The sequence below is a fragment of the Acetobacter sp. ESL1128 genome, assembly GCF_058505085.1.
The window spans coordinates 2315231-2326758 of record NZ_CP196369.1 but is presented as its reverse complement, the minus strand read 5'-3'; the positions used below and the strand labels follow the sequence as shown (position 1 = coordinate 2326758).

Genomic DNA, 11528 nt, shown 5'->3' with positions numbered 1-11528 from the left:
CAGCATGCACGCTGTTGATAGTATCCGGCCCCGGCCCATGCGGTCCTGGGCGCTGGTTAAGGACGGCATTATTGTTGCTGTTCGCACAATTCTGGCGTCTGAGAAGCATGGCTTTGCGGAGGGTGCTGGCCGCGTTGTTGATGTGACGGGCGCGGATGCGCAGTTGGGCTATTACGTGGACATCAAAGGTAACGTGACGCCCAGCGAGGGCCGCAAAAGCCCCATACCAGAGGGCAGGCCCGCATATCTGGAAGGTCCGCCTGTTCCTGCTCCGGCTACCGGCCCGCTTGGCGTAGCCCTGACCTCGGTGGGCATTACACCCAGCCGAGATCCTGACCATCCGTCGAACTGGCCGCAGAACGCAGGGAAGCAGGAGGTTGCCGCCGATGGCGAAGCTGACAACGCGCAGGCGTAATGCTCTGCCCAAAAGTGAGTTCGGGCTTCCCGGCTCACGCCGCTATCCGATGCCTGACAAAGCCCACGCGGTAAACGCAAAGGCGCGCGCTGCGCAGCAGGTGAAGGCGGGCAGTCTGTCTAAGTCCTCGCAGGCGAAGATTAACGCCAAGGCGAACAGCATCATAAGGCGGAAAAAGTGATGGCCAAGCCAGCGAAACGCATGACCATGGAGCAGTATCTGCGCTCCAACACAGACCGCAAGGAAGATGGGCAGAACGCGGCACTGGTCGGCATGACTGCCGCAGCTTTCAAAAAGACCCCGCAGGCCAAGCGTATTGACCGCGAGATGGTCTCTCTTCTCAACCGCACATCCACCAAGGGGCGGCGGCGGTAATGTACCAAGCACTTCTCCAGCAGAAGGTTGCGCGGGGCTATGCTAAGGCCGCGCTCCGGCTGGGGGCGACAACCGCGCAATACCGTCCCACTGCGCTCGATGCCCCCATGAGCACGCCCTACGCTACGCTTTTGGCCGCCTTCAACAACGACAAGAAGTTTGGCTTTGATGGCCCCGCGCTATGGGACAGGCCTGCCGTTTTTGGCCTGCTGGATACCACAGACGTGCTGGCGGGCGATCTGCTGACCTGTTCGGGTGAGAATTACTTTGTGGCCCGGCTGGAGCCATTCAGGCCGCCCCTGTGCATGCTGTGCAACCGCGTTGTGTCCCTTTCCGGCTCGCCGGGGCAGGGCAGCGCGAACGGCGACGGTGGGGTGTGCACCGATGTGGGTGCTTCGAACGATTACGGGACGGGTGGTAGCGGAAAAACCATTCTGGCATCCGGCTGGCCTGCCTTCATCCAGATTAAAAACAAAGGCGGCGCAACTGGGGATGGCATACCCGGCTCAATCAAGGCCGCGGATTACGAAATGCTCCTGCCCGTGATGCCCAATTTTGTGCCCGCTACCTACATGACCGTAACCACGGATCTCGGCATGACCTACACGATCAGCGCTGTTGAGCCGAGCCAGTACGGGAACCGCTGCCTTATGGGCGTCAACCAGGTGTGACATGGCCGATATTGTATCTGTCTCCCGCGCTATTGTGGCGCAGATGGCCTCCATTGTTTACCCGAACGGGAAGGGGGCGGCGTCTGTTACCGGGCGGCCAACCAAAATATTCCGTGGGTGGATGACGCAAGGCGATTATGAGGGCGCTGAGTGCAGCCTGCGTCGGGGCGTGGATTTTGTGACCGTCATGGACCTGCAAGGCGGCTGGCGGCGGATTGATGAACCGCTTGGCAGGCCATGGAAGCAGGGCGAGGCGATGCCCGCCACGGTTGGGATTGATGTTGCCGGGGTTATGGCAACTGTCAGCATCCAACCTGACACGGCGCCAAGTGGGATTGTGGGATTGCGTATCCGGTCCAATGAGAACGCCATAGAGGACAGGGCCGTGGCGGCCTATGCCGTGCAAGCCGCCGATACAGAGACGACGATTGCCGCAGCCCTCGCGGCCCAGATACCCGGAGCCACAGCCAGTGGCGCGAGTGTGGCTGTGCCGGAGGCGACCACGATAGAGGGAGCCGTTGCCGGGTATTCCAACGCCGTGCGGGTAGCCCGAAGGCAGCAGCAGTTGTTCCAGGTCACGATATGGTCTGCATCGCCGGATGCAAGGGATGCTCTGGGGACCGTCCTGAACAACGGGATGGCCTTTATCGACTTCTTGACCGACGCCAACGGCTCGACGTTCCAGATTGAAACCCGTGGCGATTGGAACAATGACGCCGCGCAGAACAACGGCATTTACATGCGGCCCTGTCGCTATGTTGCGACATACGACACCGATGCACGGGCGGTTATGGCGCAGATGCTGTTCCATAGTGCGAGCCTAACGCCACACGGCGGCGATACCGTGACAACCGGAGATAGTCGCTTGCTCGCTGTCTCCACCACCATTTCCGAGAAATAACATGCCAGATCAAAATACGGTTGCAGCGGCACCTGTGGCGGCAACCCCTACGGCTGCCCAAACGGCGGAGGCCTACGTTGTGACGCAGCCCGGCTATGGCTACGCGCCGGGGGCCAAACTGACCGACGCCACCAAGATTGCCGCACTCAAGCAGGCCGGAACGCTGGCGCGGTTTGCCGTGCGCGTTGCCCCCATTCAGGAGAAATAATCCATGCCGACGATTTATCAGGCGGGAGATTTGAACACCAACAGCTTGGTTGTTCCAAACCTGTACACGCAGGTGCAGAAGCCCGCCACGCTCGCGCTCAATGGCGTATCCAGTGGGCGCATTGGCTTTGTTGGCACCGCAGGTTGGGGGCCGCTCAATACACCTGTTATCGTGGGGAGTATGGGCGACTATCAGGCCGCATTCGGCGGCAAGCAGCCATTGGCGACTGACATCGGGCTTGGGGTGAATATTGCCATCCTGCAAGGTGCTTCTGACTTTCGCTGCGTGCGCGTGAGCGATGGCACGGACGCTGCAGCCTCCGGAACGCTGGCGGGCGTGAGCCTGACCGCGCGTTACACGGGCAGCGCAGGCAACGGGATTACGGCGACCCTGACGCAAGGCGCCATTATCACCACCAAATATACGCTGACGACTACCCACGCCGTATTGGGTAGCCGGTCCTATAGCGGTGCCACATGGTCCGCCATCGCAGCCTCCATTGCCGCCGATGCGTCTGCATTGGTTGTGGCAACTGTGCCCGAGACTGTTCCGGCTCTGGCGGCAAGGGGCGTTACGCTGAGTGGCGGGAAGGATGGTGGTGCGCCGACCACCGAGCAGTTCCTTGGGAGCGATGGCGCAGTCCGCACGGGGATGTATGCCCTGCGCAATCAGGGCTGCGCTCTTGGCGTTCTGCATGGCCTGACGGACAATACGACTTGGACCACGCAGGCGTCATTCGGGTTGCAGGAAGGGCTGTATATGCAGTGCTGCGGACCGGCTGGGGATACCATTACCAATGCCGTGAGCATGAAGGATGCAGCCGGACTGGATAGCTACGGCGTGAAGCTGATGTTTGGCGATTGGCTGTGGTGGGATGATGATACCAACGGCGTGATGCTGGTGCCCCCTCAGGCCTTTGTGGCGGGGCTGTTTGGTGGCCTCTCGCCCGAGCAGTCCAGCCTGAACAAGCAGCTTGTGGGTGTGATTGGCAGCCAGAAGGCGGGCCTGGCCGCGACCGGCACGGTTCAGACCTATTCCGATGCCGAGCTTGGCGCGCTGTTTGAAAACGGCATTGATGTGATCTGCAACCCTGCGCCGGGCGGCAGTTACTGGGCTGTGCGCGGAGGGATCAATACATCCTCGGATGGTGCCACGAACGACGACACCTATACCCGCATGACAAACTATATTGCCAACACAATCAACTCCGGCATGGGGGCGTTTGTGGGCAATGTGATTAACGCCACCTTGTTCGGCGATATTCGGGCCGTGCTGCTGGGCACGCTCTCTAACATGGTGACGTCCGGTATTTTGGAAAACACGGCGTCCTACGCGGTGGTGTGCGATGCCTCCAATAACCCGCAGGCCCGTACGGCGCTGGGTTATGTGCAGGCAGATGTGAAGGTGCGCTACCAGGGGATTAACCGGTTCTTTATCGTCAACCTGCAAGGCGGCTCCAGCGTGGTTATTGTGCAGGCCGCCAGCGCTGCATGAGGCTTTCCTGTTCACACAGCCGCCATGATGGGCGGCTTTTTTATTGGAGGGCCGTATGGCCAACAAACCGTTTAACGTAGGCCGGGACTGCCGTGTTGTGCTGATCTACAACGGCAGCCGCGTTGACCTGCCTACCGTGACTGGGTTCCAGTCCCAGCAGCAGACGCATCAGCTCACATCCGCTCCGCTGAACGACATGCCGATGTTTTTTGACGTGCCGAATGGCTGGCGTGGGCAGTTTGACTTTCAGCGCGACAACGACAATGCGGATGATCTCTTTGCATCCATTGAGAGTGGCTTTTGGTCCGCAGGCACCATGATTACTGGCAATATTTACCAGTACGTTGTTGAGACTGACGGCACCACAAGCACATACGAGTATGTAGGGGCTACCTTGCGCCTGTCAGACGCTGGCAACTGGCGCTCCGAAAACATTACAACGCAGCGCATAGAGTTTACTGCGCGTATCAGGAATAAAATCTAATGAGCACAGAGACTATTACGGACGCCAAAGGGCGTAAAATTGAAGTGCAGGAAGTGGTGGGGAGTGCTCTTGCTCGGCTTACCCGTTTGGCCGGCGCGTCGTTCGGTGAAAACGCATGGACAACTGGCACGTTGGCCCGCGCCACTGTGCGCTCGGTTAACAGCGTGCCGACCCCGGCGGAGGCGCGAAGCATTAAGGAGCTGGACGGTCTCTGGGATATTGTTGACCCGGATGCTGCGGAGGCTGCATTGAAATGGCTCGTTGCCAAGCAGGAGGCCGTGGCAACCGAAGCAAAAAACTCTTCCGCACCCCAGGATTCCAGCAGCGCTGCTGGCTCGTAAAGAATGGGGTGCCTTACACCGTGGCGATGGAGGAGATGAGTGACGCCGAGGTTATGGCGCACTCCATCGCTTTTTCTGAAATGGAAGGCTACCGGTTTAACTGGAAGTCCATGACCATGGAGCAACCCAATGCCTGACATGACGCCGGTTGAATTTGCGGCCCTTCTGGGTGGCATGGTCGTGGAGGTTGAAAACGCCGCACAAGAGGGGTTGGAGCGCGCGACTAAACTTGTGCAGCGTGAGGCCCGGGCGGAGCTTGGGCATTACCAAGACGCCGCAGGGCAATTCCCCGAGTGGGCCGAATTGGCGGAAAGCACCAAAGATGACCGCGTGAGGCTGGGGTACCCGGAAAACGAGCCGGGCCTGCGTTCAGGCGAGATGCGGGAAGGCATTGAGCGTAACGTGCAGGGGCGGACCGGGCGTGTTGGCTCCAATGACGACAAAATGGTGTATTTTGAGCTTGGCAGCGCAAAGCAGCCGCCACGCGCTGCGCTGGCCGGAGCGCTAATCCGCAAGGAAGAGGATGTGGCGCGGGTTATAGGGCGCCATTTTGTTGGGCGGTTGTTTGGTGAGGGCGTTGCCAATGGCAGCGTGCCCGTTATTGGGGATGAATGACCCCGTGCCGCTCCAGCCAGTCGAGCGCCAGAATGAAAATAACACCACCCACGACCAGTGATGCCATTAGGAACATTGGCACAAAATAGCCGATGAGGGCGCATTGCGCGACAGTCAGGCTATCCCACCATTCCCGCAAGGTTCTGGGGGCGGGCGGAGGTGCATTGATGGTGATTGTGTGCCTTGCCTGCTGCTGCAGGTGCGCTTGACGTGCGCGCCACATTGGCGTTCCACCATCGTCAAATTCTTCGTCGGTTTCCCATCGGGGGTTTTGCATGGCACGCACGGTACCATGGCGGCGCAGTGTGCGGCTAGGAGTTTGTTCCCGCTGTAATGTCGTACGCCTTAAAGTCCCACAGCCTGACGCAGCAGTTCATTCGCGCGGCCTTGCCAGCCGGGGCCATCGGCCTTGAGGCGCGCCACCAGATCGGGGTCCAGGCGCATGGACACGAGCGTTTTGGTGGGGGCTTTCTGCGGCCCGCGCACCCGGCGTGCGTTGGCTAGGGCAGGGGCGACCTCTTGGGCAGTCTGTGCCCGCAGGAAGTCTGCCTTCGTCAGTTCCGGGTTGTCCGGGTCCATGGCAATGCCCTGGTTGATCCGGGCGTCCTCATCATCCGTGGGCATGATAAATTCAGGTTTGCGCGGCATAGAGCTTTGCCTCCCGTTTGTTGGCCTTGCGCAGGCTGATTATGCGAACAATGCGAGTTTCAATGCTGAATACCAGAACATGAAGCCGCAGATTGATTGGGGCGACAGCGACAAGGCGAGGCTCGTTGGCGCTCTGGCTGGCCATGATGAGAGCAACGTCCCATTCGAAGCCTTCTGCCTCGACAAAATCAACGCCGTGTTTGGCGATGTTGCTCTGTCGCTTTGTTTCGTCCCAATCGTATCTCATGGGTTATTGTATATACGATAAGGTCAGATTGGGGAAGGTATATTGTATATATAATTTGACTTGAGCAGGTGGGGAGCGGGGATACTGGGAGCCCGGAATAAGGCGGGAACATCCGCCCCGTCATATTGCAATTGATGAAGAACAGCCGCATATCGCCGCGTGGAGAACGCAAGAATGACCGACGATAAAGATTTTGCTCTGTGGCTGGCCAAGGAAAAAAGAACACTGGCCGATGCGGGATACCAAGAAACAGCCGCCTCGTTCGATAGGATCAAGGGGCGTCTGAGCGCTATTCTCCCACTATCTGTTACCCTCACAACCGCATCCCTGGCGGGAGCTTTCTCCCAGAGGGAATACTCGATTGTCTGTGCGTTTATGGCGCTGGGGTTTGGCATCACAAGCGGCCTGTGCGCGGCTGGCCTTTATTCCACAACCCTCGTGACCAAGAATGTAGGGCCGGATACGGTAGATACCATTCTATCCGATGTGCCTGAGCGCAATGAAGTGCATGCCACGTTATGGATGGCTTACACAGCGTCCTATATCACAATTGAAAATGCTAAAATCATAGGAAGAGACAGGCGCTGGCTTAAGGCCGCATGGGTATCTTTAAGCCTGACGCCCGTCATGTCATTTCTTATGTCCATTATTTGTGGAGGGTGGGGTTCGTTTTAAGGCGGAATCCCCCACAAACGCTCCGGGCGATCTTTTCACGTTTTGAATAATGGACGTGGGATTTGGGCGTTGTGGCTGAGGTTTGGGCGCGGGCTTTTTGTCGGTCATGTGGATTCCCTTCCCGCCCAGCCTGCCAGTACCCGCATATCCCCAAAAGGTACACAGATGGGGAACGGGGTTAGAAGGGGATTTCTTCTTCCTGCGCACTCCACGAGGAGGATGGCTTTTTTTCTTTTTTAGGCCAAGTTTCCCAAGAATTTATCCAGCCATCATCGTTTGCTGAACCGGTGAACATAACGCCTTTTCTGGTTATTTTCCCAGCATCAAGGTTTCTAATTACAAATCTTAACTCGTTATCTTCTATTTCTATTTTGGTTACGAGGATATGTGAGCTGAGAACTTCCCTAGATAAGGCCCTTAAGTCTCTATCTTTTTGGAACTGATCCCTTACCTGCTTCATTATTTCATCAATAGAATCACGGGCCTGCAAAGCTTCACTCAAAAGTCGGCGTGCGGCTTCTACTTCTGAGGGCAATCCGCAAGAAGACTGGTATGCCTTGATGCGCTCAACAAGCTCTTCGGGCAAAAGATAAACCTTGCGCTCCATGCCGTCTTTGTCAGCCATATGCGCCTCCCAATGCACATAAAAAATAATTCCACCCTTATCTCATAAAATATATTGACCTGCATATGTGCGTCATGATGTAGTCCTGAGTGTAGTTTGGAGGCTACACATATGACAGCACGCAATCACTCCCTCAAGGCGAGGGAGGTATATCGAGACGCGCTTAAGAGCCGAGAGAGTCTGGTCCGAGTTGTGGTACTATTACATCCTGATGTAGTTCGAGATGTAGATCGGTGGGGTATCGCAAGAGGAGGAAAAACTCGTACCGATGCGATTCGTGGCCTTCTTCAAGAAGGTTTGGAAACAAAAAAGGCACCGGGCAGCCGCCAAGCAAACCCCGATGCCTCTCGCGCTGAATAGGAAAAAAACAGCTATGTCTGATCGTATCAGAATGGACGAAAAATATCAAAATCTTCATCAATCTCCTGATGCTGTGGCTTGTATGCTCAAAGATGGGATAGACCCGCAAGCCGCGTCTGTGGCGCAGCACCAAATTGCCCTTGAGGCATTTATGATGCTTACCGCGGATGTTCTTCTTTGCGGCGATGATGTGAATAAAATTCGCGCCTGCGTAGGGAACGCTCTTCGTTTGGCATGTGGGAGCAAATTCTGCGAATACTACGTGATGCACGAGCGCGTTCTAAGTGCGTTCCCGTTCCTTCGTGAAGGAGGGGCGGCATGAGCGCCAATCTCCCTATTCCCGCAGAGTTTGTCGATATTGCTGCTATCTGCGTTGCATCAGAAATGACTATTGGCGGCAAGGTTGTTCTTGGCGTTGAGGGGCGTTCGCTCCATGAGGGCCTAAAAGTAGGGCGCGCATTTCGTGCTTGGATGCCGGGACGCGTGGACGAGTTTGGTTTCATTGAGGGACAAGACTTTGAAACTTATGATGGCTTGAGCCGTCCCAATCCGGACGCCTCAAAATCTCGCGCTCAGAAGACTAAAGAATATCGCCTGACGCTCGACATGGCCAAGGAGTTGTCCATGGTCGAGAACAATGAGAAGGGCCGTTTGGCTCGTCGCTATTTCATATGGCGAGAACAGCAGGCGCTTTCTATCCAGCCATCTGTGTCAGTCGCGGAAATCGAACGCCGTATGATGCAGGCCCTTGGCGGCATGGTGAAAGGCATCGTTAATAAACAGATAGCGCCAAAGATTGAGCAGCTCTCACAGAAGGTAGAAGGCGTGCTTGCTATACGTCCTACTGGCGTAGCCGTAACCAATAGCCGCACGGCCCGGGGGTGGTTGCAGCACTATGGCGTGGTGAAGCGTAAGCGCGGCATGTCGCAAAGGGTATCGAGTGCCCTTAAGAGCCTGTCATTCCGGATGGGCTATGTGATCAGCCAGACAACGGAGGAGGGGAAGCTTTGCTTTCATGAGGCCGTTGCAAACGCATACTTCACTGTTGGCGCAGGTCGTCATCTTCTGCCCAAGGCTGTGAAGGGTCAGAAGGAAATGGGCCTGGAGGCCGCCCCTGTCCCTTTCTCCCAAACGCCAGCGTAAGCGCCGTAACGGCCAGCCATCCCTTCGGGGGGGGGCAACGCTGGTGAGAGAATGGAGTGCCACGACGTGATGGATGCGCTTTCACGTGCGGTCACTGTTTGGACACGCATGGAAAACCAGCCGCATGACGTGAACATCGACAACTGCAAGCGCTCTCTCCAGAAGTGCGCGCGGGCCATCACCCAGCTTTGGGATGATGTGACTGCGGAGGAGTGGCGCAGGAAGGTGGGACAGAAGGCGTTGGTTTAGGGGGAGGGCGGCTGGAGGGCCGCCCTTTTCCCGTACTATTTAAACATCCTTTTTATATAAAGAATTTTTCTGAAAATTACGTAGGATTCCCTTGCTTTGTACAGGTGGAGCTATCCGTTGCTTTCAAAATCTTCTGCATCATGCCCATTCAAGCGGGGCTTTACTCGATCCAAAAGATTTATGAATTCATCGTATTCCCCGTCGGGAGTGATGGTCATTAATGCTATAGTAGAGCCTATATGTGAATTCAAAGCATTCACTCCAATATCATTGGTCAGTCTTTGGTGGTGCGTGCTTCTTCTTACTCCAGTTCCAGGATCAACAGGGTTTACTCTTTGCAGCTCTTCAAGGATATTGGGCGCCAGTCTTTTATAGACAATATCATTGGTGAGATGGCCAAAATATGCGGGCCTTTTTTGTCCTTGCTCTACTGAGTAAGGTATTCCGCGCAAACGGAAAAGATGTTCATAAAACTCAGGTGGGAATCGACGGATCCAGCGCTGTATTTCTTTGTTGACAAATGCCTCAAAAATTTTTGCCAACGCATCTCTAGGACGATCACGTTGATAACCAGTGGCCTCATCAACTAGGGCGACGATGCCAACGGTAGCAAGTCCGCGCATAATAATGTCGGCTTGAGCAATAATTCTTGCATATCGGCCGGATAGTCCGGCATCTCTGGCCTTTAAAATGGCCTCACAAAGATGTACTAGCATCTCAGCAGGGTAGCCATAGGCTATGGCCCCGGCGGTCGTGCGGAATCTGATGGGTGCGTTTGTATTATTTGCGATATCTTCGGACACATACGGAGCGAAAGCTTGTCCATCAAAAAATCTTGCTAAGCGGGTTCTTCCTTCTGAACTACCCCTATCAGGTAGAGACATTGCGCTGAGCACTCCCGTTTGGGTTAATACCCGCGTCCCATCCTCTAAGACATAGCAAGGGATCTCCAGCTCGCCTATCTTGAGGGGATGATCAGCTCTGCCATGCGTAGCTTTTATTATCTGGCTTGAGCGGGATTTTTCACCGATTTTTCCTGCTCTCCTCTTGGTTCGCGTGGGTGCGAATTTTTTTTGATCATGTTTGTCAGCGCGCGTGGACATAACTAGTCATCCTTTTGAGGATGAACTGCCTTGACCTATGCTACTGCAATCCCCATAGAGGGCGCGCGAGCGTTAAGCAGCATAACCACACAGCAGTTCTGTTTGTGGTGGAAAGAGGGGCGGGGGCCTAATCCTGCCCCTCTTTCTGTATCTACGTTTACCTATGCCCGTACCTTTGTTGCTTGAGCAAGGGTACAGAATTGATTTTCTATATAGAAAAATACTTGCATTTTAGAAAAACGACAGTTTCGTTAAGAGTCCCAATGACAGCACTTTTCGTCATGAACGTTTTAGCAACAGTCGCGCCGATTCTCACCTTGCCCCTGCGCGCAGCTTTTGGCATAGTTCTGGTAGCTTGGCGGGGAGTGCGGGTTAGGGGATGGCCTTGGGGTCATTTAGTTTTCCTCGCAGCACAGCGATAATTTGCCCAGACTGAGCCGCTTCTCCCAGACTTCCTGTGTTGTTGAATGACGTATCCACTGCAACGGGTCCGGATATTCCAAAGGCCTCATAGAATGTTTGGCCAGTATCAGTAATTGTTCTATTTTTCCATTGCCACGTGGAAGATGTTACTGGCCGCCCATTTACAGTTTTGCAATACCTCTGCGCAGTAAGCGTAAGCGGCTCGGTTGTGATAAGAGCTTGCTCTGGCTTTGCAGATGCCATGTCATGGGCCGCTATTTCCAAACGTCGTTTTTCTTCGCCGGCAGGCACTCCGATCCACCCCCTTCCAGGCGCGCGGCTCATGTGGCCTTCATCAAGAGGGTCACTATCAGTGCCGAAAAGGTGGCCAGCGTAATTAAATATAGTCCCTGATGGGACCGTAATGGGGCCATTTTCGAAGAGAGCCCCAAAGTCGCTCTCGTTTCCTTTGTAATGCTTGACGCAGACTGTAATCGGAGCAGCCTGAGTTACGCCGATTGATAGAGCGGCGGAAAATATAGTCGCTGCAAGTAGTTTCATCTTAATGCTCC

The 11528-nt window shown here is 55.5% G+C and carries 19 protein-coding genes; 13 read left to right on the top strand and 6 right to left on the bottom strand.

Annotation, left to right across the window (positions count from 1 at the left end; translation table 11 throughout):
- Positions 1-4 precede the first annotated feature (4 nt).
- The 9 genes from ACSYTG_RS10865 (at position 5) to ACSYTG_RS10825 (ending at position 5504) form a co-directional block, all read left to right on the top strand.
- Positions 5-415: a hypothetical protein gene (locus ACSYTG_RS10865; RefSeq protein WP_489783220.1), complete on the top strand. Its 411-nt coding sequence runs from the start codon at positions 5-7 to the stop codon at positions 413-415.
- Positions 416-595: 180 nt separating this feature from the next.
- Complete coding sequence (locus ACSYTG_RS10860) at positions 596-790, top strand: hypothetical protein (RefSeq protein WP_212347267.1); 195 nt, start codon at positions 596-598, stop codon at positions 788-790.
- A complete protein-coding gene (locus ACSYTG_RS10855) occupies positions 790-1461 on the top strand; it encodes a hypothetical protein (protein WP_489783221.1) in 672 nt (223 codons plus the stop codon). The genes ACSYTG_RS10860 and ACSYTG_RS10855 overlap by 1 nt, the downstream gene beginning before the upstream one ends.
- 1 nt (position 1462) lies before the next feature.
- On the top strand, positions 1463-2362 hold the full coding sequence (locus ACSYTG_RS10850) for a hypothetical protein (protein ID WP_489783222.1): 900 nt from the start codon (positions 1463-1465) through the stop codon (positions 2360-2362).
- A gap of 1 nt (position 2363) precedes the next feature.
- On the top strand, positions 2364-2570 hold the full coding sequence (locus tag ACSYTG_RS10845) for a hypothetical protein (protein WP_489783223.1): 207 nt from the start codon (positions 2364-2366) through the stop codon (positions 2568-2570).
- Between the two features lie 3 nt (positions 2571-2573).
- Entirely contained in the window at positions 2574-4064 is a 1491-nt protein-coding gene (locus tag ACSYTG_RS10840) for a phage tail protein (RefSeq protein WP_489783224.1), read from the top strand.
- 55 nt (positions 4065-4119) lie between these two features.
- A complete protein-coding gene (locus tag ACSYTG_RS10835; RefSeq protein WP_489783225.1) occupies positions 4120-4548 on the top strand; it encodes a hypothetical protein in 429 nt (142 codons plus the stop codon).
- Positions 4548-4889, top strand: a complete 342-nt coding sequence (locus tag ACSYTG_RS10830; protein WP_489783226.1) for a hypothetical protein — start codon at positions 4548-4550, stop codon at positions 4887-4889. Before ACSYTG_RS10835 ends, ACSYTG_RS10830 begins: the two co-directional genes overlap by 1 nt.
- A gap of 129 nt (positions 4890-5018) precedes the next feature.
- Positions 5019-5504: a hypothetical protein gene (locus ACSYTG_RS10825; RefSeq protein ID WP_489783227.1), complete on the top strand. Its 486-nt coding sequence runs from the start codon at positions 5019-5021 to the stop codon at positions 5502-5504.
- On the opposite strand, the gene ACSYTG_RS10820 is transcribed toward ACSYTG_RS10825, so the two are convergent.
- From ACSYTG_RS10820 to ACSYTG_RS10810, 3 genes are all read right to left on the bottom strand, one after another.
- Positions 5488-5781, bottom strand: coding sequence for a hypothetical protein (locus tag ACSYTG_RS10820; protein ID WP_489783228.1), 294 nt, complete (start codon positions 5779-5781; stop codon positions 5488-5490). The genes ACSYTG_RS10825 and ACSYTG_RS10820 overlap by 17 nt on opposite strands.
- 68 nt (positions 5782-5849) lie before the next feature.
- Positions 5850-6152, bottom strand: a complete 303-nt coding sequence (locus tag ACSYTG_RS10815; protein WP_489783229.1) for a BrnA antitoxin family protein — start codon at positions 6150-6152, stop codon at positions 5850-5852.
- On the bottom strand, positions 6136-6399 hold the full coding sequence (locus ACSYTG_RS10810) for a BrnT family toxin (protein ID WP_489783230.1): 264 nt from the start codon (positions 6397-6399) through the stop codon (positions 6136-6138). Before ACSYTG_RS10810 ends, ACSYTG_RS10815 begins: the two co-directional genes overlap by 17 nt.
- A gap of 174 nt (positions 6400-6573) precedes the next feature.
- On the opposite strand from ACSYTG_RS10810, the gene ACSYTG_RS10805 reads away from it, so the two are divergent.
- Positions 6574-7074, top strand: a complete 501-nt coding sequence (locus ACSYTG_RS10805; RefSeq protein ID WP_165926504.1) for a hypothetical protein — start codon at positions 6574-6576, stop codon at positions 7072-7074.
- A gap of 178 nt (positions 7075-7252) precedes the next feature.
- Here ACSYTG_RS10805 and ACSYTG_RS10800 read toward each other — a convergent pair whose 3' ends face one another.
- Positions 7253-7699: a hypothetical protein gene (locus ACSYTG_RS10800; RefSeq protein ID WP_165926503.1), complete on the bottom strand. Its 447-nt coding sequence runs from the start codon at positions 7697-7699 to the stop codon at positions 7253-7255.
- 373 nt (positions 7700-8072) lie between these two features.
- On the opposite strand from ACSYTG_RS10800, the gene ACSYTG_RS10795 reads away from it, so the two are divergent.
- From ACSYTG_RS10795 to ACSYTG_RS10785, 3 genes are all read left to right on the top strand, one after another.
- Positions 8073-8381 carry a hypothetical protein gene (locus ACSYTG_RS10795; RefSeq protein ID WP_491706417.1) on the top strand — a complete coding sequence of 103 codons (309 nt, stop codon included), beginning with the start codon at positions 8073-8075 and terminating at the stop codon, positions 8379-8381.
- Complete coding sequence (locus tag ACSYTG_RS10790) at positions 8378-9202, top strand: antA/AntB antirepressor family protein (RefSeq protein WP_489783232.1); 825 nt, start codon at positions 8378-8380, stop codon at positions 9200-9202. Before ACSYTG_RS10795 ends, ACSYTG_RS10790 begins: the two co-directional genes overlap by 4 nt.
- Positions 9203-9268: 66 nt before the next feature.
- Positions 9269-9451 (top strand): hypothetical protein, encoded by a 183-nt coding sequence (locus ACSYTG_RS10785; protein WP_489783233.1) that lies wholly within the window; start codon positions 9269-9271, stop codon positions 9449-9451.
- A gap of 110 nt (positions 9452-9561) precedes the next feature.
- Here ACSYTG_RS10785 and ACSYTG_RS10780 read toward each other — a convergent pair whose 3' ends face one another.
- Positions 9562-10554, bottom strand: coding sequence for a P63C domain-containing protein (locus ACSYTG_RS10780; RefSeq protein WP_489783234.1), 993 nt, complete (start codon positions 10552-10554; stop codon positions 9562-9564).
- Positions 10555-10926: 372 nt separating this feature from the next.
- Positions 10927-11517, bottom strand: coding sequence for a hypothetical protein (locus ACSYTG_RS10775; RefSeq protein ID WP_489783235.1), 591 nt, complete (start codon positions 11515-11517; stop codon positions 10927-10929).
- Positions 11518-11528: the final 11 nt, after the last annotated feature.

Excerpts from the sequence above, each read along its gene's own strand:
- ACSYTG_RS10865 (WP_489783220.1), top strand. The coding sequence starts at position 5 with ATGCACGCTGTTGATAGTATCCGGCCCCGGCCCATGCGGTCCTGGGCG.
- ACSYTG_RS10860 (WP_212347267.1), top strand. The coding sequence starts at position 596 with ATGGCCAAGCCAGCGAAACGCATGACCATGGAGCAGTATCTGCGCTCC.
- ACSYTG_RS10855 (WP_489783221.1), top strand. The coding sequence starts at position 790 with ATGTACCAAGCACTTCTCCAGCAGAAGGTTGCGCGGGGCTATGCTAAG.
- ACSYTG_RS10850 (WP_489783222.1), top strand. The coding sequence starts at position 1,463 with ATGGCCGATATTGTATCTGTCTCCCGCGCTATTGTGGCGCAGATGGCC.
- ACSYTG_RS10845 (WP_489783223.1), top strand. The coding sequence starts at position 2,364 with ATGCCAGATCAAAATACGGTTGCAGCGGCACCTGTGGCGGCAACCCCT.
- ACSYTG_RS10840 (WP_489783224.1), top strand. The coding sequence starts at position 2,574 with ATGCCGACGATTTATCAGGCGGGAGATTTGAACACCAACAGCTTGGTT.
- ACSYTG_RS10835 (WP_489783225.1), top strand. The coding sequence starts at position 4,120 with ATGGCCAACAAACCGTTTAACGTAGGCCGGGACTGCCGTGTTGTGCTG.
- ACSYTG_RS10830 (WP_489783226.1), top strand. The coding sequence starts at position 4,548 with ATGAGCACAGAGACTATTACGGACGCCAAAGGGCGTAAAATTGAAGTG.
- ACSYTG_RS10825 (WP_489783227.1), top strand. The coding sequence starts at position 5,019 with ATGCCTGACATGACGCCGGTTGAATTTGCGGCCCTTCTGGGTGGCATG.
- ACSYTG_RS10820 (WP_489783228.1), bottom strand. The coding sequence starts at position 5,781 with ATGCAAAACCCCCGATGGGAAACCGACGAAGAATTTGACGATGGTGGA.
- ACSYTG_RS10815 (WP_489783229.1), bottom strand. The coding sequence starts at position 6,152 with ATGCCGCGCAAACCTGAATTTATCATGCCCACGGATGATGAGGACGCC.
- ACSYTG_RS10810 (WP_489783230.1), bottom strand. The coding sequence starts at position 6,399 with ATGAGATACGATTGGGACGAAACAAAGCGACAGAGCAACATCGCCAAA.
- ACSYTG_RS10805 (WP_165926504.1), top strand. The coding sequence starts at position 6,574 with ATGACCGACGATAAAGATTTTGCTCTGTGGCTGGCCAAGGAAAAAAGA.
- ACSYTG_RS10800 (WP_165926503.1), bottom strand. The coding sequence starts at position 7,699 with ATGGCTGACAAAGACGGCATGGAGCGCAAGGTTTATCTTTTGCCCGAA.
- ACSYTG_RS10795 (WP_491706417.1), top strand. The coding sequence starts at position 8,073 with ATGTCTGATCGTATCAGAATGGACGAAAAATATCAAAATCTTCATCAA.
- ACSYTG_RS10790 (WP_489783232.1), top strand. The coding sequence starts at position 8,378 with ATGAGCGCCAATCTCCCTATTCCCGCAGAGTTTGTCGATATTGCTGCT.
- ACSYTG_RS10780 (WP_489783234.1), bottom strand. The coding sequence starts at position 10,554 with ATGTCCACGCGCGCTGACAAACATGATCAAAAAAAATTCGCACCCACG.
- ACSYTG_RS10775 (WP_489783235.1), bottom strand. The coding sequence starts at position 11,517 with ATGAAACTACTTGCAGCGACTATATTTTCCGCCGCTCTATCAATCGGC.